Origin of the sequence: Pseudarthrobacter sp. C4D7 (genome assembly GCF_013359725.1) — a bacterium.
GTDB lineage: Bacteria > Actinomycetota > Actinomycetes > Actinomycetales > Micrococcaceae > Arthrobacter.
Window position 1 is genome coordinate 58,158 of sequence record NZ_JABFMW010000007.1, and the last position, 19,053, is coordinate 77,210.

At 66.7% G+C, this 19,053-nt stretch carries 19 protein-coding genes; 3 read left to right on the forward strand and 16 right to left on the reverse strand.

The annotated features are described in order from the left end of the window. Positions 1-3 precede the first annotated feature (3 nt). The 6 genes from nrdI to HNO81_RS07435 all read right to left on the reverse strand — a co-directional run bounded on the left by nrdI (position 4) and on the right by HNO81_RS07435 (position 5,281). Positions 4-453 (reverse strand): class Ib ribonucleoside-diphosphate reductase assembly flavoprotein NrdI, encoded by a 450-nt coding sequence (nrdI, locus tag HNO81_RS07410; RefSeq protein ID WP_175317483.1) that lies wholly within the window; start codon positions 451-453, stop codon positions 4-6. Between the two features lie 42 nt (positions 454-495). Continuing rightward, positions 496-741 carry a glutaredoxin-like protein NrdH gene (gene nrdH, locus HNO81_RS07415; RefSeq protein WP_175317484.1) on the reverse strand — a complete coding sequence of 82 codons (246 nt, stop codon included), beginning with the start codon at positions 739-741 and terminating at the stop codon, positions 496-498. Positions 742-1,211: 470 nt separating this feature from the next. After that, positions 1,212-1,733, reverse strand: a complete 522-nt coding sequence (locus tag HNO81_RS07420; protein WP_175317485.1) for a TspO/MBR family protein — start codon at positions 1,731-1,733, stop codon at positions 1,212-1,214. 49 nt (positions 1,734-1,782) lie between these two features. After that, the gene (locus HNO81_RS07425; protein ID WP_175317486.1) at positions 1,783-3,159 is read right to left on the reverse strand and encodes a class I SAM-dependent methyltransferase; all 1,377 of its coding nucleotides are present in this window, start codon (positions 3,157-3,159) and stop codon (positions 1,783-1,785) included. After that, positions 3,156-3,887 (reverse strand): DUF1365 domain-containing protein, encoded by a 732-nt coding sequence (locus tag HNO81_RS07430; RefSeq protein ID WP_217509207.1) that lies wholly within the window; start codon positions 3,885-3,887, stop codon positions 3,156-3,158. Before HNO81_RS07430 ends, HNO81_RS07425 begins: the two co-directional genes overlap by 4 nt. Beyond that, positions 3,884-5,281, reverse strand: coding sequence for an FAD-dependent oxidoreductase (locus tag HNO81_RS07435; protein WP_175317488.1), 1,398 nt, complete (start codon positions 5,279-5,281; stop codon positions 3,884-3,886). Before HNO81_RS07435 ends, HNO81_RS07430 begins: the two co-directional genes overlap by 4 nt. A gap of 96 nt (positions 5,282-5,377) precedes the next feature. On the opposite strand from HNO81_RS07435, the gene HNO81_RS07440 reads away from it, so the two are divergent. Then, a complete protein-coding gene (locus tag HNO81_RS07440; protein WP_175317489.1) occupies positions 5,378-6,295 on the forward strand; it encodes a LysR family transcriptional regulator in 918 nt (305 codons plus the stop codon). Positions 6,296-6,340: 45 nt separating this feature from the next. After that, positions 6,341-6,847, forward strand: a complete 507-nt coding sequence (locus tag HNO81_RS07445) for a DUF2004 domain-containing protein (protein ID WP_175317490.1) — start codon at positions 6,341-6,343, stop codon at positions 6,845-6,847. Between the two features lie 63 nt (positions 6,848-6,910). Here HNO81_RS07445 and metE read toward each other — a convergent pair whose 3' ends face one another. From metE to HNO81_RS07480, 7 genes are all read right to left on the reverse strand, one after another. Further along, entirely contained in the window at positions 6,911-9,241 is a 2,331-nt protein-coding gene (gene metE, locus HNO81_RS07450) for a 5-methyltetrahydropteroyltriglutamate--homocysteine S-methyltransferase (protein WP_175317491.1), read from the reverse strand. An 80-nt stretch (positions 9,242-9,321) separates the two neighbouring features. Beyond that, the gene (locus HNO81_RS07455) at positions 9,322-10,287 is read right to left on the reverse strand and encodes a methylenetetrahydrofolate reductase (RefSeq protein ID WP_175317492.1); all 966 of its coding nucleotides are present in this window, start codon (positions 10,285-10,287) and stop codon (positions 9,322-9,324) included. Positions 10,288-10,614: 327 nt separating this feature from the next. Then, positions 10,615-11,337 carry a hypothetical protein gene (locus HNO81_RS07460; RefSeq protein WP_371818191.1) on the reverse strand — a complete coding sequence of 241 codons (723 nt, stop codon included), beginning with the start codon at positions 11,335-11,337 and terminating at the stop codon, positions 10,615-10,617. Beyond that, positions 11,334-13,280 (reverse strand): VWA domain-containing protein, encoded by a 1,947-nt coding sequence (locus HNO81_RS07465; RefSeq protein ID WP_175317572.1) that lies wholly within the window; start codon positions 13,278-13,280, stop codon positions 11,334-11,336. The genes HNO81_RS07460 and HNO81_RS07465 overlap by 4 nt, the downstream gene beginning before the upstream one ends. Further along, complete coding sequence (locus HNO81_RS07470) at positions 13,280-13,750, reverse strand: hypothetical protein (protein ID WP_175317493.1); 471 nt, start codon at positions 13,748-13,750, stop codon at positions 13,280-13,282. The genes HNO81_RS07465 and HNO81_RS07470 overlap by 1 nt, the downstream gene beginning before the upstream one ends. Continuing rightward, positions 13,740-14,642: a DUF58 domain-containing protein gene (locus HNO81_RS07475; protein ID WP_175317494.1), complete on the reverse strand. Its 903-nt coding sequence runs from the start codon at positions 14,640-14,642 to the stop codon at positions 13,740-13,742. The genes HNO81_RS07470 and HNO81_RS07475 overlap by 11 nt, the downstream gene beginning before the upstream one ends. Before the next feature lie 6 nt (positions 14,643-14,648). After that, positions 14,649-15,656 carry an AAA family ATPase gene (locus HNO81_RS07480; protein ID WP_175317495.1) on the reverse strand — a complete coding sequence of 336 codons (1,008 nt, stop codon included), beginning with the start codon at positions 15,654-15,656 and terminating at the stop codon, positions 14,649-14,651. A gap of 139 nt (positions 15,657-15,795) precedes the next feature. On the opposite strand from HNO81_RS07480, the gene HNO81_RS07485 reads away from it, so the two are divergent. Next, positions 15,796-15,993: a hypothetical protein gene (locus HNO81_RS07485; RefSeq protein WP_254703358.1), complete on the forward strand. Its 198-nt coding sequence runs from the start codon at positions 15,796-15,798 to the stop codon at positions 15,991-15,993. On the opposite strand, the gene HNO81_RS07490 is transcribed toward HNO81_RS07485, so the two are convergent. The 3 genes from HNO81_RS07490 to HNO81_RS07500 are packed head-to-tail and all read right to left on the reverse strand — an operon-like array spanning position 15,990 to position 19,053. Then, positions 15,990-16,820 (reverse strand): carbohydrate ABC transporter permease, encoded by an 831-nt coding sequence (locus tag HNO81_RS07490; protein WP_175317497.1) that lies wholly within the window; start codon positions 16,818-16,820, stop codon positions 15,990-15,992. The two genes, HNO81_RS07485 and HNO81_RS07490, sit on opposite strands and share 4 nt — an antisense overlap. After that, positions 16,817-17,698: a carbohydrate ABC transporter permease gene (locus tag HNO81_RS07495; RefSeq protein ID WP_175317498.1), complete on the reverse strand. Its 882-nt coding sequence runs from the start codon at positions 17,696-17,698 to the stop codon at positions 16,817-16,819. Before HNO81_RS07495 ends, HNO81_RS07490 begins: the two co-directional genes overlap by 4 nt. A gap of 2 nt (positions 17,699-17,700) precedes the next feature. Continuing rightward, complete coding sequence (locus HNO81_RS07500) at positions 17,701-19,053, reverse strand: extracellular solute-binding protein (RefSeq protein WP_175317499.1); 1,353 nt, start codon at positions 19,051-19,053, stop codon at positions 17,701-17,703.

Sequence of the window (19,053 nt, forward strand, 5' to 3'; positions counted from 1 at the left end):
TCGTTACTTCTGCGTCTGCGACAGTCGTGTCCAAAACGTCTCCAATCCTTTTTGGACCCTGGAGACGTCGTCCGGGGTTCCCATGAGTTCAAATTTGTAAAGTTGGGGCACTTTGCACTTGGCGGCCACGATGTCTGCCGCCAGGCAGTAGTTGCCCCCGAAGTTTGTGTTGCCGGCCCCAATGACGCCGCGGATCAGGTCCCTGTTCCGCGGTTCGTTCAGGAACCGGATGACCTGCTTGGGCACGGAGCCTTCTCCCCCGGTTCCCCCGTATGTGGGAAGAACCAGGACGAACGGCCGGGTGGCAACCAGGGGTGCGTCTTTGGCGTACAACGGAAGCCGGGCGAAATCAACGCCCAGCTTCCGGACGAATCGAAGGGTGTTCTCTGACGATGAGGAAAAACAGATCAGCTGGCTGTCCGTTGTGGTGGCTTCAACCGTCGATACTGCCACGGAAGTTACCTCGGTTCAGTGCTGGATAATGCGAAAGGGGAATCAGGCGACGGAGGACACAGCCGATTCGGCGAGCCCGGCGATCTTGTCCGGGCGGAAGCCGGACCAGTGGTCCTGGTCCGTGACCACGACAGGTGCCTGCATGTATCCGAGGGCCTTGAGGCGCTCCAGGGCCTCAGCGTCCTGGGAGATGTCAACGCTCTCGTAAGCGATGCCCTTCTTGTCAAGCGCGCGGTAGGTCGCGTTGCACTGAACGCAGGCCGGTTTCGTGTAGACCGTGACAGTCATATTCCCAATCCCCTTGTGTAAGTCTGCTCTTGCTGGAGACCACGGCCAGCAGGTCCGTCTCCGATGCTGCCCGGGGCTTCCGGCCTACTCAGCCAGTTGCTTCCCGAAACCAAATGTGCATCTGTCCGGGCCCCGTTCTGCATGGCGCCCGTTCCGTAAATCGATACTACATCTAGTGCGGAGCGGCCGCATTGACCCCTAGATGATGTATTACAAGTATGTCATTCCCTGCACGTTTAATCCACAGGCAGGCCCTGCTTAAATCGCCTGAAACACGGTCTTTTGGCGATCCCCGTCCACACCCTGTGGACGGAGTTGCACACATTTGCACACTGCGCGTGTCGTGTTTTTCCGGCGTGTCGCAATGTGGTCCGCCGCACGCGAAAGGGCCCGTGGACACAACATGCAGTGTCCACGGGCCCTTCGGATGTCCGGGAGGCCGTCCAGGAACGGCCGCGGGAGCCGGCGGCCTAGGGCTTGCCCGGATTGAGCCTGGCAATAGCGGTGGAGAGGACGGTGGCAAAGCCGCACCATGCCGCGTAGGGAGCCAGCGATATCCCCGCGGCGCGGTTCAGCTGGTAGGTCCGCCGCACCAGGTCGGCACTGCTGGCCGCCAGGACGGCTGCCTCGGCGGCAGCCAGCCAGGGCCGGCGGGAGCGCCAGAAGAACCAGCTCCACGAAGCGTTGAGGACCAGGTTGGCGGCCAGGGCTCCCCGGTATGAACGGAGCGCCCGGCCGTGGTCCTTCCCGGCCGCGTCCGGAGCGTCAGAGGCCCGGTCCAGCTCCGCCGCACTGTCGAGTGCGGCGGCTGACGTCACCGCCAGGTCCGCATACAAGGCCGTCCACACCAACGGGAAAGCAATGGCGGGCGGCTGCCACTCCGGTTTCCGCAGCTTCAGGTACCAGCTGCTCCGGGGATCCGTCGCCAGGCCGCCCGCCGCGGACGTGGCAACCGTCGCGGCGGCGGTCCACGCCAACGTCTTCAATCTCATGCTTCCTCCTTCTTGCCCAACCGGTACCCCACCGGGTTGCCGGTGCAAATTACAGCTGCGCCTCCCGGCGGTCCAGCACAATCTGCTGGACGTCCAGGTATCCGGACTGGAAACCGGCCCGCGAGTAGCAAAGGTAGAACAGCCACATCCGCTGGAACACGGCGTCGAAGCCCAGCTCCCCCACCTCGCGGGAGCGGGCCAGAAAGCGTTCTTCCCACAGCCGCAGCGTGGCGGCGTAGTGGTCGCCCATGCCCATCCGCTCACGGACCCGCAGGGTGGTGTGCTGCTGGGTCACGCCCTCGATGGCCCGGACGGAAGGCAGGAAGCCGCCGGGGAAGATGTACTTGTGCACCCAGGTGTAGGCGTTGCGGGTGGCCAGCATGCGCCCGTGCGGCATGGTGATGGCCTGGATAGCCACCTTTCCGCCCGGTGCCAGGACGCGGTCGATCGTCTGGAAGTAGATGGGCCAGTACTCGTAGCCCACGGCCTCGATCATCTCGACCGACACCACGGCGTCGTACTCCCCCTCCACGGCGCGGTAATCCTGCAGGGCCACGGTCACGCGGTCCGAGAATCCGGCCTTTTCGATCCGCTCCTGTGCCAGCGCCTGCTGCTCGCTGGACAGGGTGACGCTGTAGACGGTGGCGCCACGGGCTGCGGCGCGGAGGGCAAGCTCGCCCCAGCCGGTGCCGATTTCCAGCAGCCGGGTCCCCTCCCCTACGCCTGCTTTGTCCAGCAGGCGGTCGATCTTCGCCTGCTGCGCCCCCGCCAGGGCATCCCACTCAACGCCGGAGAGCGGCCCTGCCCCGTCCGGGAACAGTGCCGAGGAATAGCTCATGGTGGTGTCCAGGAAATTGGAGAAGAGATCGTTGGACAGGTCGTAGTGCCGAGAGATGTTGCTGCGGGTGTTTTGTTCGGCGTTGCGTTCCTGGCGAGGCGTCCGCGGCAGGTACAGCGAGCGCAGCTTCTGCAGCGGCATGGGGATCAGCGTGTCCACCGAGGCGGCGAAGACTTCCAGCAGCGCGGCCAGGTCTGATGCCTCCCAGTCGCCGGCCATGAAGGACTCTCCCAGCCCGATCAGCCCGTTGTCGCCAATGCGGGCCTCAAAAGCGGCCGGCCGCAGCATGGTCATCACGGGGGCGTCCGGTCCGCCCGTTCCCAGGACTGAACCGTCAGGGTATTGGACGCGCAGCGGCAGCCGCTTGATTGCACCCCTGAACATGAGGCCCGCGGCTTTGCCGGCAACATCGGCTTTGAGGCCCGACGGCGGCTGGGCAACACCGGGCCACAGTGCGGGATCGATGGTGGCCGGCGCAGCCGGGACACCGTCGGCGGTCCACGTTGCGGGGGTGTGCGTGGCGGCCTGGCCGTGGGCGTTGTGGTCGACGGAAGCCGGAGCGGTTCCGTTGTCGTCAGTCATTGTCATTGAACTGCCTCCTGTGAGGGGTGATGTGGTCTGGCAACGACGGGCAGGCGTCTTGCCCAGAGTTTAATGCCCTGGACCCGGATCAGGGCGGATACCAGCAGCGGCGCGGCCGGCACCGTCAAGGCGGCCGCAAGGATATTGGCAACGGTGGCCGGCTTGCGGCGGCCGTCCATGGTGGCCACGAAGGGACGCTGCCCTTCACGTTCCAGGACGATGGACACCGCAAGCCTGTCCCCGGGGGCGGGGAGTTTCATCCGGTACTGCCCGTCGACGTCGTTGAAAGGTGAAACGTAGAACTCTTTCGGCACCGAGGCACGGCCGTCCGGCCCGGTTTGCAGCAGGTAGCAGTGCCGCTCGCCGTAGGTGTTGTGGACCTCAGCCACCACGCACAGGAGTTCACCGGTGGAGCGGTAGCACCAGAAGAGGCTGAGCGGGTTGAAGACGTAGCCAAAAACCCTGGCACTGGCCAGCATGTGGATGGCGCCGCCGTCGGGCTCCAGCCCTTGGGTCCGCAGGTACCGTTCCACGTTGGACCGGATGCCTGCGTGCGGGTCACCCAGGTGGTCCCCGGCGCGGAACACCGCCAGGGGGCGCAGCAGCAGCGGCAGCCGGGGCAGGTTGTCCACGTCCACCAGCCAGCTGTAGCTCCGGTAGGTGAAGGAGTTCTTCAACGGGGTGCGCCGCACATGGGAGATGGACGTGCGGTAGATCGAGGCGTCCATGGTCAGACGGGTTCTGCGGACAGCAGTTCCCGCTCCCCCTCGCCGGTTGGGTCCGTGGAGTCCCCGGCCCGGGCCACCGGCCAGGTGCGGCCCAGTTTCTCCGCGGCGCGGACGCCGGAGAGGGCGCCGTCCTCGTGGAAGCCCCAGCCGAGGTACGCCCCGGCGTAGGCGATCCGGCCGTCGCTGATTGCGGCGATGGCCTGCTGGGCCTTCAGGGAATCAGGGGTGTACTGCGGGTGTTCGTACACCATGCGTTCCAGCACGGCACTGTCCGAGATCAGCTCGGATTCACCCAGGCTGACCAGGTATGGGAGCCCGTCTGCAGGCTCGAGCCGCTGCAGCCGGGTGAGGTCGTAACTGACCAGCACTTTGTCGGGGCGCGCATCGCATGCCGGGAGCCGGTAGTTCCACGACGCCCTGGCGTTGTCCGCCGCGGGCAGCACCGCAGGGTCCTGGTGGAACACCGTGTGGTTCACCGAGTACGGCATCCCGCCCAGGGCTTCCTTCTCCGCCGGTGTGGCGTCGGCCAGGAAGCCGAGGGCCTGTGCCGGATGGGTTGCGATCACCACGGCGTCAAAGTCTTCCGTACCGCCGGCCGTTGCCAGTTCCACGCCATCGGGTTGGCGCCGGACGGCGGTCACGGGGGTGCCAAGGCGTACGTCGGGCAGCGTGGCGGCAAGCTTTTCGACGTACCGTGCCGATCCGCCGGTTACGGTGCGCCACTGCGGCGAGCCTTTGAGGCCCAGCATGCCGTGGTGGCCCAGGAACGTGAAGAGGTACCGTGCCGGGTAGGCCAGTGCGGTGGTGGGATCGCAGGACCAGACGGCGCTGACCACCGGAGTCATGAAGTGGGAAATGAAATAGGCGCTGAACTTCTCCCGCGCCAGGAATTGGCCAAGCGTCAGTTCCGGGACCTCAACGTCGCCACTGACGGCCGACGGCGGCGCCGTCCTGAGCAGTTCCCGCGCTTTCCGGTAAAAACGGGTGACTTCGAGCAGCATCAGCAGGTAGCGGCCGCGCAGCAGGCTGGACGGCCGGGCGATGATCCCCCGTGCTCCGTCACGGGCACCGGCGTATTCAAGTCCGCAGCCGTCGCAGCGGATGGACATGCTCATCTCGGAGTCCTGGGTTTCGACGCCCAGCTCGGCGAACAACCGCAGGAGGGTGGGGTAGGTACGTTCGTTGTGCACGATGAATCCCGTGTCCACCCCGAGGGCGCTTCCGTCGGCCTGTGGCATGTCATGGGTGTGGGCGTGGCCGCCCAGCCTGGCATCTGCCTCGAAGAGGGTGACGTCGTCCTGCCTGTTCAATACGTAGGCGGCGGTCAATCCGGCCACCCCGCTGCCGATCACGGCTATGCGCCGCCGGCCGCCTGCACTTACTGCTGGGTCAAGTGACACTTCATGCTCCTCCGCTGAACATTTGCCGCTGCGCTGGTTGTACAGATGGCAATTCGGCGCGGTCGAAGCGCCGGATGGGTGCAGTACTGTGAACTGGTGGTAAATCCCGTGCACCTGAAGACCCTACTGGAGGTCACACGGCTGGGCTCGTTCGCCGCGGCGGCAGCGACGCTGGGTTACACCGCCTCTGCCGTTTCACAGCAGATGTCCGCGTTGGAGCGGGAAACGGGCGTAACCCTCTTCCAGCGGTCGGCACGTGCCGTGATCCCTACGGAAGCCGCCGTCGTCATGACCCGGCATGCTGCGAAGGTGCTCACTGACATCGAAGCGCTGATGGCCGCCGCGTCCCGCACGCAGGAGGCCGGAAGCCAGGAGCTGCGGCTGGGCATCTTTCCCAGCCTGGCCACCTATGTCCTGCCGCGGATCCTCAAGAATCCTGCGTGGAAGGACCTTGGCATCGACCTGCGGGTTTCCGTCGCCGAACCGGGGCAGACCATCCAGGGGCTGCGGACCGGCGGCGACCTGGACCTGGCCGTGGTGTTCCAGGTGGGACAGACCGGGTTCGCGTGGCCGAACACCATCAACCGGCAGTGGATCGGCGACGACGATTTCCGCGTGGTCCTTCCTGCCCGTTGGGGCTTCCGGGCCGACGCAAGGGTGGCGGCCGACCACCTGTCGGAGATGCCCTGGATCATGCACCATCCAGGCACCAGCGACGCCATGGTGATCGAACGGCTCTTCGCCGGCTGCAACCTGCACCCCCGGGTGGTGGCGCACAGCGATGATTTCCACGCGAGCCTGGAGATGGCGGCTGCAGGGCTGGGCGCCGCCCTGGTCCCGGAACTGGCGCTGCGGAACAAACCTGCGGGCGTGGTGGTGCTGGATGTGCCCGAGATCCGGTTGGCGCGCAACGTCTTTGCGCTGCTGATCAATGACCGGAAGACGGCCCGGGTGCAGCTTTTCGTGGACCTGCTGGCGGAAACTCTCGCGGGGATGCGCACCGCGGTGAATTAGGCCCGAATGCTGGAATGGTCTGCCCTTGGGGTCTATGTTGAGACTATGAACAAGGTAGCGAGCCAGCACTTTGGGGAGATTGAGCTCAACCACGGCAGGGACCACCTCTTCGCCGCCAAACATGAGCTGCGCGGCCATCCGCTGGAACTCGACCTGAACATCAACGCCCATGACCACTTCGATGAAGCCGCACTGCGCAAAGTCGAATTCCGGCTGCGTTTCCTGCCCGAACTGGTGGACGAAGTCCGGGAAATGATCGCCGCGGAACTGGAGCAGGAGGGCACCAGCCCCCAGGAGTACCTGCATTTCCACTGCAACGCTTTGAAGGACGAACAACTGCACAAGGTGTTTGGAGTGGAGGACCGGAGCCAGCTGACCAACGAAGTTTTCCTGAAGGCCCTGAAACTGGGCCACGTGGCTATTTTCCCCGGCCAGCCGGAACGCTACTTCGTCCTGGATTTCACCCTCGGGGAGCACTTTACCGACGAAGTCCTGGTTGCGTCGGCGGACCAGGACGGCGTGGTGGACGACGAAATCGTCTGGGAGTCCTGATTTTTTAAGCACGACGGCGGCCGGTCACCCATGGTGACCGGCCGCCGTTTTTAGTGCGGTCCTTTACTTCGCTGTTTCCAGCAGGCCGGCGCGGACCGCCTGGGTGGCCTTGACCAGGTTCCGCAGGGACTCTTCCGTCTCGGCGTAGCCACGGGTCTTCAGGCCGCAGTCCGGGTTGACCCAGAGCTGGCGGGTGGGAACGTGCTTAACGGCGGTGCTGAGCAGTTCGGTGACTTCCTGCTCGCCCGGGACGCGCGGCGAGTGGATGTCATAGACGCCCGGCCCCACGCCGCGGCCAAAGCCGTGCGCCTCCAGGTCGTGGACCACCTCCATGCGGGACCGTGCGGCTTCAATGGAGGTTACGTCCGCATCCAGGCCGTCGATCGCATCGATGATCACACCGAACTCGGAGTAGCACAGGTGGGTGTGGATCTGGGTGGAGTCGGCGGCACCGGCCGTGGCCAGGCGGAAGGAGTCAACCGACCACTTCAGGTAGTCAGCCTGGTCTGCCTTGCGCAGCGGGAGCAGTTCCCGCAGGGCGGGCTCGTCCACCTGGATGACCTTGATGCCGGCGGCTTCGAGGTCGGCGATCTCGTCGCGCAGCGCCAGGCCCACCTGGTTGGCGGTCTCGCCCAGGGGCTGGTCGTCGCGGACGAAGGACCAGGCCAGGATGGTGACCGGACCGGTGAGCATGCCCTTCATCGGCTTGCTGGTCAACGACTGCGCATACTCCGCCCACTTGACGGTGATCGGTGCGCTGCGGGTGACGTCGCCCCAGAGGATGGACGGACGGGTGCAGCGTGAACCGTAGGACTGGACCCAGCCGTGGACCGTGACGTCGAAGCCCTCCAGGTTTTCGGCGAAGTACTGGACCATGTCGTTGCGCTCGGGTTCACCATGGACCAAGACGTCATAGCCCAGCTCTTCCTGGAGCTCCACCACGCGCTTGATTTCGTCCTTCATGAGCTGCGCGTACTGCTCATCACTCAGCTCACCCTTGGTGTTGCGCGCACGGGCCGAGCGGATCTCTGCCGTCTGCGGGAAGGACCCGATGGTGGTGGTGGGCAGCGGCGGCAGGTGCAGCGCCTCTTCCTGGGCGGCTTCGCGGGCCGCATAGTCGGACCGGGTGAAGTCGGCTGCGGTCAGGGCCTCGGTGCGGGCCCGGACGTCAGCGCGGTGGACGCCTTCTGCGGTGGCGCGGGAGGCAATGACAGCTGCTGCCTCGTTGATCGCGTCCCTGGCTGAGGCGGGCTCCGCCAGGTAGGAGGCCAGGGTGGCAACCTCGACCGCCTTCTGGTCCGCGAACGCCAGCCAGCTGCGGAGCTGCGCGGGCAGCTGCGTTTCCTCGGCGACATCGTGCGGGACGTGCTGCGTGGACGTGGACGTGGAGACCGCCACTGCCCCGGCGGCGGCTTTGAGCTGATCAAGCTTTGCAGCGGACGCGGCAAGGTCGTTGCGCCAGATGTTGTGGCCGTCCACGACGCCGGCGACCAGAGTCTTGTTGCCCAGGCCCGCCAGTGCTGCCGCGGAGGGAACGGCGCCCTTGAAAACGTCGATGTGCAGGGCGTCGATGTTGGTGGCGGCAAGGGTCCCCAACTGGGCGCCAAGTGAACCGTAGGGGGTGGACACCAGGATCTGGGGGCGGTGGGCGGCAGCCGCCAGGACGTCGTACGCCCGGGCAACGGCGGCGTCGATCTCTGCGGCCGGGGTGTCCTGGTCAACCACCAGGGCGGGCTCGTCGAGCTGGACCCATCCGGCGCCGGCGGCGGCCAGCTTCTCCAACAGCTGGACGTACACCGGCAGGATGTCCTCGAGGCGGGACAGCGGCGCAAACCCTTCCGGGGCGTCGTCGGAGGCCTTGGACAGCAGCAGGTAGGTGACCGGGCCAACGATGTACGGGCGGGTTTCAATGCCGTTGGCCAGGGCGAAGGCGAACTCGTCCACCTTGGCGGTGGAGGCCAGGCTGAATGCGGTTTCGGGGCCGATCTCCGGGACCAGGTAGTGGTAGTTGGTGTCAAACCATTTGGTCATTTCCAGCGGCTGCTGGTCCTTGGTGCCGCGGGCCAGGGTGAAGTACCCGTCCAGGCCCAGCTGTCCTTCAGCGTTAAGGAGCCTGCCGAAGCGGGCCGGCACCGCGCCCAGGTGGGCGGTGGTGTCCAGGACCTGGTCGTAGTAGGAGAACGTGCCGGGCACAGCTGCCGCCTCGGTCAGGCCAAGGTCCTGGAGCCGCCTGGCGGTGGCAAGCTGGATGTCCTTGGCTGCCGCGTCCAGTGCCGCGGCATCGATCCGGCCGGCCCAGTAGGCTTCGACGGCCTTCTTGAGTTCGCGCCGGCGACCGATGCGGGGGTAGCCGAGGAGCGAAGCGGAGGGGAAAGGGGTGTTGTTTTCAGGCATGGCAAAAGTCCTCAGGTCGGAGGTAAGTCAAAAGGGCGTGGGTTATCGCGGTAAGGCGTGGAACGGTGCCGGGGCGGCGGTCAGCTGGCCAGCTGGGGCCGGGCAACTGCACTGCGGGCAGGGCTGCTGCGGTTGTGGCGCGGCAGGGCCAGTTTGTCCAGTACTTCCAGGGCACTCTGGTGCTCGTTGAACGTGTACAGGTGGATTCCGGGGGCTCCGGCGTCCAGGGCGGCATTGGCCAGGTCAACCGTGGCGTCGACGCCGACGTGCAGCCGATCGATGTCGCTGTCAGCGGCCGCGAGGCGTTCCATCAGCTTCACGTCCGGTTCAACTCCGGCCAGTTCCCCCAGCCGGTTGAGCCGGCGGAGGCTGGTGAACGGCATGACCCCGGGGATGATGGGGATGGTCACGCCGGCACGGCGGGCACGGGTGAGCAGGTCCGCGTACTGCGCGGCTTCGAAGAACACCTGGGTGATGGCAAAGTCCGCGCCGGACCGCTGCTTGGCAAGCAGGACTTCGACGTCGTGTTCCTCGCTGGGTGATTCCGGATGGCGCGTGGGGTACGCCGCCACACCGACCGCGATCTTACCGGCGCACAGCAGGGCCGAACGGCGCTGCTCCACCCGGCGGATGAGGTCGATCAGGTCCTGGGCGTAGCGGAGCGATCCGTCTGCCGGCCTGCCGCCGTCCCGGGGGAGGTCGCCGCGCAGGGCAAGGATGCCCCGCACGCCGATGTCCAGCAGGTCGCCGATGATTCCGGCGAGTTCCTGGGGCGTGTTTCCCACACAGGTCAGGTGGGCCAGCGGCCGCAGGGTGGTTTCGACCAGGAGCCGGTTGATGAGATCCAGGGCGGTGTCCCGGTTGGACCCGCTGGCACCGTACGTCACGGAGACGTAGTCCGGGGCCGTGGTTTCCAGCTCCCGGATGGTGGTCCAGAGGGTTTCCGCAGCAGCTGGCGAACGCGGCGGAAAAAGTTCGTAGGAGAGCGCCACCGGGGCGTTCTCGGACAGATGGGGATGTGCGTCAATAAGGCTTGGTGGTGACATTTGCGTCCTTGGCTTTGGGCCATTGGGGCGTCCTGCCCGAGGGGTCGGGAAGCCGGCAATGAATTTGAGTTTGGGGAACACGGAGGGACTCCACGAGGACGCAGCCGCGACTGTTACGCCTGGAATGAAGTAGTCCGTGAGCAAATGTCAGGCCCACATGGGGGCACCCACACCCTCCGGAGCGGAGGATCGCTGACACGTTACCGCGGTAACTTGTCTACGACTCTAGGGGTGCTTCGGTGTCCCTCACAAGTCGGCACCGAATTAAGACGCAGTTTTACAGCCCATTTCCGTCGCCACCGGAATTTTCTTCGCCGGCACGCCGGGCTACCAGGGGCGCTCCGGTGCGGTCCCGCTGCTGCCGTCCAGGTATTCTTCCCGCTCGCGTCCGCTGTTCCGCTCGCGTTCGGCCTGCCGTGCGCTGTCCTGCAACTGCTTCAACTGGTCCTGGCGGGGGTCCGCGGACGGTTCCGGCGACGGTTGCTCCCCCGGCGCGGGTTCCGGGTGCGGGGACTGGTTCGCGGCGCTGAGCTTGCCCTCCAGCCGTTCCCTGGCAGCCGCCAGCCGGCCGCCGGTTTCCGATCCGGCTGCCAGGCAGCCTTCGGGGGCACGGGCACCGGCGTCGAGCGCCTCTTTGAACAGTGGAACGGCCGACGCCGGGTCCCCAGCCTGGACGCGCTGGTCCCCCAGGCGCTCAATGACGAGGACCAGATTCACCCGGACCGGGCATTCGTCCGTGGAACCGGCGGGAACCAATCCCAGGCTCTCTTCGAACAATGCCCTGGCGGCTCCGTCATCCCCCGCCAAGGCAGCTGCGTCACCGGCGGCGAAGGGCGCCTTGTGCCGTTCCACCACGTTCGCCAGCCCAAGGCCGTCCGCAGCGGCGTGAACGGCATCCGCGTCGCCGGCGGCGAACCCGGTGGCGGCCCGGTCCGCCAGGATGCCCAGGCTGAGCAGTTTGGTGGCGACGCACAGCAGCAGGAGCACGGGCAGGGCTGACCACAGCAGCAGGCGGCGCCGGCGCACGCGTGGAGTCGATTGTTCAGTCACGGGCCCACCTGTCCTCGACTGACACCCGGGAACCCACGAAGCTGCCGCAGGATGGCAGTTCCCTCCGGCAGTGCCAGCAGGAAGGCGCCGGCGGCGAAGATCCAGTAGAGCTCGGTCCCGGCTGCCACCACCCCGTCTTCATCAGCACGTTCCGCACTTCCCGGGCGTGCCTGCCGCATCATGTCGGCCACCGGATCGCCGGCGGCGCGGTGGACGTAGGGCACCCCCAGTTGCCCGGCGATGCTGCGAAGCCGCCCTTCGTCGATCATGGAGAGCGCATCGCCGGTGCTGCCTGGCCGGTTGTCCTGGACGTAGCCGCGCCGGGTGCCGGCAGTCCCGGCGTCATCCTCCATCCCCGTGTTCTCCTTCATCCGGCCGCCGCCGGGCGTCCCGTACCCCAGCACCGCTCCCCCGGAGACCATCCCGCCGTCGACCTTCAGGGCGGCCGGCTCCGTGCCGCTGGTTTGTTCACCGTCCCCCAGGTAGAACACCAGCCTGGGCCGGCCGGGACGGCTCCCGCGGGCAGCGTCCAAACGTTCGGAAAGCACCTTCCCGGCGGCAGTAATGCTGCTGCCCCTGGCATAGGCGGTCACCTGCGGTTCAAGGACGTCCGCGATGGTTTCCAGCGCCAGGGTGTCGGTGCTGAGCGGCATCCGGACGTGCGCTGTGGTGTCAAAGGTGATGACGGAAAAGCGGGCGCCGGGCAGCTGCCCGGCAATCGCCTTGATGTCCTTGCGGACGCCCTCCAGCCGCGGGGCTGCGTTCCCATAGTCCTCGGCCACCATGCTGGTGCTGGTGTCCACCACGAAGAAGACGTTCAGGTCAGTGGCGGCAGCCGGCACGGAACCGCCTGGCAGGTTCAGCCGCAGGGCTGCTGCCAGGAGCAACAGCACCAAGGCGCAACGCCGCAGCCAGGCCCTGCTCCGCAACGGAGCTTGCCGCATGCGCCACAGGATGGCGCACAGGACCAGCCCGGCGAACAAGGCGATGCCCAAAGGTACGCCAGGCACCTCCGAGAACACCGCCCTCGGCGCCCCCTGGATCGAGGATGTTTCCGTCTTTTCCACGGCGTCGACGATCCCGGGTATTGCATCGGGGCTGTCCAGGGCGTAGTAGGAACCGCCCGTGGACTCCACCGCCGCACGCAACTGCGCACCGGGCTGGCCGGCACCGCTGCCATAGTCCAGGTCGCCCGGATTCAAGGCGTAGACCCGCACAGACCGCTCCCTGGCCAGCTGCGCGGCCTGCTCCAGGGTCATGATCGGCTTGCCGGAAAGGAAGTTGTCCGTGGCCAGCACAACCGACCGCGAGCGCGTGGGCGCACTGCCCGCACCTGCCGCGGTTCCGCCAGCGGCGGAGGGTCCGCCGGGGAAGCTGTTGAGGCAGGATGCCAGTCCGTCCCCGATCAGTGAGGACCCCCGCCCGCTCCATGTTCCGTCCAGGAAGCCGGAGCTCCCGGGCTTGCCGTCAAAGGCGTCCTTGGCAGCCTGGAGCTGCTCCTGGGCGTAGGCGTAGTCGTCCGTCAGCGGGAAGGCCTGGATGGCGCTGCTGTCGAAAATGGTCAGGCCGATCCGTTCGCCGTCGAACTTCTTTGCCAGGCCGGCGAAGACCTCCACCACTGCCGCGTCGGCACTGCTCATGGAGCCGGAGGCGTCCAGGCAGAGCATGATGTCCCGGTTGTGCTGCTCCGGGCGGATCGTCGTCACGTCGGCAGGCCGGGCCGCCGCCACGGCCGTGGAGACCAGCAACAGTGCGCACGCCGTTCCTGCCGCTGCCAGCAGGCGGCGGTGACGCCGGAGGGCTGCCTGGTACTCCGGCAGGCCGGTGAGCCTTTCGGCGTGCGCCACGGGCCTCCGTCGTTCCCTGGACCGGTTCCGGCGCAAGGCCACCCATGCCGCCGCCACCGCGGCCAGTGCCGCACACGGCAGCAGCCACCAGAACATCAGTTCCACGCGCGCACCGCCTCGGAAGCCCGCGCTGCCGAGACCGTCACGGCAGGCAGCGGGCCGGGCCCGAATTCGGCAGGGTACAGGGACTCGATAACCTGGGCAGCCGCAGGCAGCGGATGCCGGGCCAAATCCTGATGCGTCATCCTGGTGGCATCGACGCCCGTCGCGTCCCGGACGAATCCGCGTACCAGGAGGCTGATTTCCTGGTGCGCTGCACGGGCATCGACCGTTCCCGCCGCCGCTTCCCGCTCCACATCACGGATCCGCTGCAGGTACGCCGCCTTGAGGGCCGGCAACTCTGTCAGGGCAGTCCGGGCGGCCGTCCGCGTGGACCGGGGGGCCGGCCGGGTGCCGGCGATGACAAAGACGTACCAGCCGGCCACCAGGGCCAGGACGGCTGCGCCGCACCACATCCAGGCGGGGTTGTACTGCAGGGGGCCGTAGAGTCCAGGGTCAGCCTGCACGCCGGTGCCTCTCCAGGAGGGCGAACAGGCCGGTGACCACATCGGCGCTGGAGGCCACGTCACCCTCCGTGATCCCGGCCGCGCGCAACATGGCATGGCGGCCCCGGTCGCGTTCCGCCGCCGCCGTGGCGTACGCGTCCGCCACTGCGCCGGACAAGGCGGATTGCCGGACCAAAAGGGCGGAATCGGCCACGCTGAAGGACTCACGTCCGGCGTCCGCATCCTGGGCGTCCCGGGCCGGTTCCACCAGTTCGGCGTCCCTGACGGTCAGCCAGAGGATCTCGTGCTGGGCACGCAGCCTGCGCAGGAGCCTGCCAGTGGCATCGTCCGCGGCCAGTTCATCGGCCACGACGAACAGCAGGTTGCGGCCCTTGATGTTGCGGGCCACGAAATCGAGCTGGTCCTGGATGCTGCTGGCAGCCGCGTCCAGGCCTGTGTGGGAGTCCACGTGCCGCAGCAGCCGCTCCAGGTGGGCCTCGCCGCTCTTTGCCGGGAACGAACGGGAGCCCGACGAGTCACCGCACACCAGCCCCACCACATCGCCGTGCCGGTGGGCCAGGTAGCCCATGACGCCGAGGGACAGTACGGCGATGTCCTTTTTCATTTCCCCGGACCGCGCCTCCGCCGCCATGTTGCGTCCCGTGTCGGCAATCAGGATGACTGTCTGGCGGCGGACGGCCACGTAGCGGCGGATCAGGGGTGAGCCGTGGCGCGCCGATGCTTTCCAGTCAATGTCGCGGACCTCGTCGCCGGGCACGTAGGCGCGCAGGTCGTCAAAGTCCAGGCTCCGGCCCTTGAACACTGAACCATATTCGCCGTCAAGCATGCCGCGGGCTTTGCGGTGCGCGAAGATCGCCATCTTCGATTTCACCCGCTGGAGGAGGCTGGCCATGCCGGGTCAGGGCGTCTGCACGGCGGCAACGATGGCGTCGATCACCGATTCCACCGAAACCTGCTCAGCCACCGCATCGAAGTTCAGGATGAGCCGGTGCCGCAGCACCCTGTGGGCCAGCGACCTGACGTCTTCGGGGATCACATGGTCCCTGCCGTTCAGCAGCGCCACCGCGCGGGCTGCCCGGCTGAAGGCGATGCTCGCACGGGGACTGGCGCCAAACTCGATGAAGCCGGCAATCCTGGCATCGATGTACTGGGCCGCGTTCCGGGTCACATACACCAGCCCGACGATGTAGTTGATGACTGCCGGGTCGATGTAGATGCGGGCGGCGATCTCCTGGATTTCGGTGACGGCGTCCAGGGACGCCGCTGCGGCAGGTTTCTGGTCCGGGGCATACACGCCGGCGTCGATCCTGCGGATGATCTCGGCTTCCTCGGCGGGGCTGGGGTAGTCCAGCACGTCCTTGAGCATGAACCGGTCCATCTGTGCTTCGGGCAGCTGGTAGGTGCCTTCCTGCTCAATGGGGTTCTGGGTGGCCAAAACCAGGAACGGTGAGGGCAGCCGGTAGTCCTGGCCTCCAATGGACGTCTGGCGCTCCTGCATCGCCTCCAACATGGCGCTCTGGGTCTTGGCGCTGGAGCGGTTGATCTCATCCAGGAGCACAATGTTGGCGTGAACCGGGCCGAGCTGGGTGTGGAAGCTGCCCTTGGCGGCGTCGTAGATCTGGGTGCCCACAATGTCGCTGGGCAGCAGGTCCGGGGTGCACTGGATCCGGCGGAAGTCGCCGCTGACGGCATCAGCCAGGGTTTGGGCGGCCGTGGTCTTCGCCAGGCCCGGGACGCTCTCCAGCAGGATGTGGCCGCCGGTCAGCAGGCCCAGCAGCAGCGATTCCCGCAGCCGCGACTGCCCCACCACCCTGGCGTCGAAACTGCGTGAGATGTTGGCGGCCACCTGCTGCGCCCTGGCCAGCTCCGCGGGCTGGATTCTGGCGGGCACGCTGGTCGAAAGCACTGGATTCCCCCTGGTAACGGTGTTGGGCGCACGGACCGGACCGGTAGTGTCCCGCCCGCCATCCTATCCAAGCCGCACCCCTGGAGCCCGGCAATGGGGACCCCTCCCCTTGCGGCGGGTACAGGTCTATCCTTTTGCCATGATTGAGCTTCCAGCCACGTACAAGGAGTTCCTCGCCGACAAAAGCCAGCTGTTCATCGACACGGTCAGGCCTGTTCTGATGCAGTCTGCCGCCGATAAACTCCACGGCGTTCGCGTGGTGGACACCCACCACGGCCACCAGGCACACCTGGACGAGACCCTGCCGTTCGGCGTAGTGCTTGAGGACATCGACTAACCGCGGACAGCTCCCGACAGGGCCAGCGCGTTGCCGGACCCGCGGGACACCACGGCGTAGAGGGCCAGGACAGGGACTGAATAGAGGATGGAGAACGCGGCCAGCTGGCCGTACGCCACTGCCCCGTGCTGTCCGAAGAAGCTGAAGATCGATACCGCCGCCGGCTGGCTGCCCTCGGACAGCAGGAGCACAAACGGGACGAAGAAGTTTCCCCAGGCCTGGATGAACACGAAGATGAACACCACGCCCAGGCCCGGTCCCATGAGGGGAAGCACGATTGAACGGAGGCCGGCCAACCGGGAGGCACCGTCCACCCAGGCGGCTTCCTCCAGGGCCAGCGGCACGGAGTCCATGAAATTCTTGGTCATCCAGATCGCCATGGGCAGGCTGGTGGCAGCGAGGAACAGCACCGTGGCAGGCAAGGAATCCAGCAGTCGCAGCTGCACGAACAGGCCGTAGACCGGCACCATGATGGCCGTGATCGGCAGGCAAGTGCCAAACAGAATGCCGTACATGAACGGCGTATTGAAGCGGGACCGGTACCGGGACAACGGGTACGCGGCAAGCACGGCGGCCGTCAGCGTCACCACCCCCGTTCCCACGGACAGCAACAGGCTGTTCCACAGCGGCCGGAACAGCAGTTCCGGGGTAAGGACGGCAGCGAAATTATCCAGGCCGGGCCGCCCAGGGACCTTGACGGCGTGGCCTGCCGCCGGATCCACCGAAGCCAGGAACAGCCACAGCAGGGGCAACAGGAAGCAGGCGCCAACCAGCAGCAGGACTACGTCCGCCCAGGTGCTGCGGACCCGTTTGTGGGGGGTGGTCATGGCCGCTGCTCCCTGAGGAGGCGCAGATAGACGGCTCCGAACACAGCACCTATGAGGATCAGGACCGAGGCGACGGCGGTGCCGTAGCCGATGTCCCCGAATTTGAACGCTTCCTGGTAGGCCAGGACCGGCAGCGTGGTGCTGCCGGTGGCGGGGCCGCCGCCGGTCATGACCCAGATCAGGGTGAACACGGCCAGGGTCTGCAGCGTGACAAGCATCAGGTTGGTGGCAATACTGCCCCTGATCACGGGCAGGGTGATCAACGCCAGCCGCTGCCAGGCGCCGGCCCCGTCCATCTGCGCTGCCTCGGTCAGTTCGCCCGGGACCCCGCCGAGTGCCGACCGGTACACCAGCATGGAAAAGGCCGTCCCCCGCCACACGTTCGCCAGGACCACCGCCGCCATCGGTACCGCGTAGAGCCAGTCAGTTCCTGCCACCCCCACGCTGCCGAGCAACTGGTTGAGGGTCCCGTCCCGGCTGAAGAAGGCATAGGCCGCGAATGCCGCCACGATTTCCGGCAGGACCCAGGCGGCGACGACGGCGGTCCCGACGGTTGCGGAAACCACCGGCCGGGCGCGGCGCATCAGGACGGCGAGGGCCAGTCCCAGCACGTTCTGGCCCAGGATCGCCGAACCGGCAACAAACAGGAGGGTCAGTGCAAGGGACAGCGGAAAGACCGGGTCCTGGAAAAGCCGCTGGTAGTTCTCCAAACCGACCCAGTCCGGGTTCCTGGCATGCCGTCCGGTCAGTCCGGCGTTGGTCAGGGACGCGTGGAAAGCCCACAGGACGGGCCCGGCGAGGAACACGAGCAGGAGCACGACGGCGGGGAGCACCGGCAGATAGCGGAGCGCGTGCCGTGTGCGGTGGCTGGCGGGCACCGCTACTTCCGGATGGTCTTGTCGCCACCCACGATGCCGGCCACGGCCGCGTCGTAATCGGCTGCCGCCTCCTCCGGGGTCCTGCTGCCGGTGATAACGGCCTCGGTGGCTTCCTGGACGGCAGCGGAGATCCGGGGATAGTCGGACGTCGCGGGCCGGTATCTGGTGACGGCCACCAGGTCAGACACGTCCTTGACGAACGGGTTGCCCGACTGGTACCCGGGGTCGGCGGCAACGTCTTTGCGCACGGCGATCTGGGAACTGTTTACCGTGAACGCCAGGGAATTCCTGGCGTTCAGGGCGGTGGTCAGGAAGTTGAAGGCGAGGTCCGGTTGCTTGGTTTCCGCACCCACGGCAAGAGTCCACCCGCCGGACATGCTGACTGCCCCGGGAGCTGTCCCGTCCTGGGTGGGGAAGGGCGCCACGGCCATGTCCTGCCCGTACTCCGGCCAGGCATAGTTTCCACCCTTTTGCCAGAACGACGGCGCATAGGAACCTTCAACGGTGGCGCCGAGTTTTGCCTTGGGGAACCATTCGCCAAATACCTTTTTCCAGATGTTCGGGTCCAGCGCCTCAGCCGGAGGCACCGCCAGGTTCTCCGCATAGAGCGTGTGGAGGAACGTCAACGAATCCTTGAAACCGGCCGAGCCAACAACCCACTTTTTCGAATCGGGGTCGTAGAGGCCCGCCCCCGTGCCGTACAGCAGCTCGTAGAAACCCTGCATCACGCTGCCTTCGCCGGTGCCCTTGCCGGCGTACATGTTGAAGGGGACCACGTCCGGCTGGGAGGCCTTGATCTTCCGTGCGGTGTCCAGAATGTCCTGCCAGCTGGACGGCCGCCACGGAAGGCCGATGCCTGCCGCCCCAAGAACCTTCTTGTTGTACCAAATGGCCCGGGTATCGGTGCCCAGCGGCACCGCGTACGTCCCGCCGTCGTCCGCTTTCCCGGCTTCCTTGGCGCCGGCGTCGAACTTGTCCCAGTCCCCCCACCCGGACAGGCGGCTGTCCAGGTTCAGGAGGTAGCCGGCGTCCACGTCGGAGCGCACTTTGAACGTGTCTTCGTAGAAGACGTCCGGGGCCGTGGACGGCGAGCGCAGGGCAAGGGCCAGCTTGGTGCCGTAGTCGTCATCATTGGCCTGGATGGGCTGGAGGTCGACCTTAACGCCCTCATTTGCGGCTTCGAATTCCTTCTTTGCGTCCTGGAACATGGTGTCCAGGGCGGTGAAGGAGTCGGTCTTCTGGTATGCCACCTTGATGGTCCGGTCTCCACCCGCCGGATCGGCAGGCGTGCAGGCGGCGAGGACCATGGCGGCGGCGGCCACCACGGAGAATGTCCTGGATGCCCGGCGAAACAT

Excerpts from the sequence above, each read along its gene's own strand:
- HNO81_RS07425 (WP_175317486.1), bottom strand. The coding sequence starts at position 3,159 with ATGACAATGACTGACGACAACGGAACCGCTCCGGCTTCCGTCGACCAC.
- HNO81_RS07475 (WP_175317494.1), bottom strand. The coding sequence starts at position 14,642 with ATGGCCAGCCTCCTCCAGCGGGTGAAATCGAAGATGGCGATCTTCGCG.
- HNO81_RS07465 (WP_175317572.1), bottom strand. The coding sequence starts at position 13,280 with ATGTTCTGGTGGCTGCTGCCGTGTGCGGCACTGGCCGCGGTGGCGGCG.
- HNO81_RS07500 (WP_175317499.1), bottom strand. The coding sequence starts at position 19,053 with ATGTTTCGCCGGGCATCCAGGACATTCTCCGTGGTGGCCGCCGCCGCC.
- HNO81_RS07445 (WP_175317490.1), top strand. The coding sequence starts at position 6,341 with ATGAACAAGGTAGCGAGCCAGCACTTTGGGGAGATTGAGCTCAACCAC.
- HNO81_RS07455 (WP_175317492.1), bottom strand. The coding sequence starts at position 10,287 with ATGTCACCACCAAGCCTTATTGACGCACATCCCCATCTGTCCGAGAAC.
- HNO81_RS07485 (WP_254703358.1), top strand. The coding sequence starts at position 15,796 with ATGATTGAGCTTCCAGCCACGTACAAGGAGTTCCTCGCCGACAAAAGC.
- metE (WP_175317491.1), bottom strand. The coding sequence starts at position 9,241 with ATGCCTGAAAACAACACCCCTTTCCCCTCCGCTTCGCTCCTCGGCTAC.
- HNO81_RS07420 (WP_175317485.1), bottom strand. The coding sequence starts at position 1,733 with ATGAGATTGAAGACGTTGGCGTGGACCGCCGCCGCGACGGTTGCCACG.
- nrdH (WP_175317484.1), bottom strand. The coding sequence starts at position 741 with ATGACTGTCACGGTCTACACGAAACCGGCCTGCGTTCAGTGCAACGCG.
- HNO81_RS07490 (WP_175317497.1), bottom strand. The coding sequence starts at position 16,820 with ATGACCACCCCCCACAAACGGGTCCGCAGCACCTGGGCGGACGTAGTC.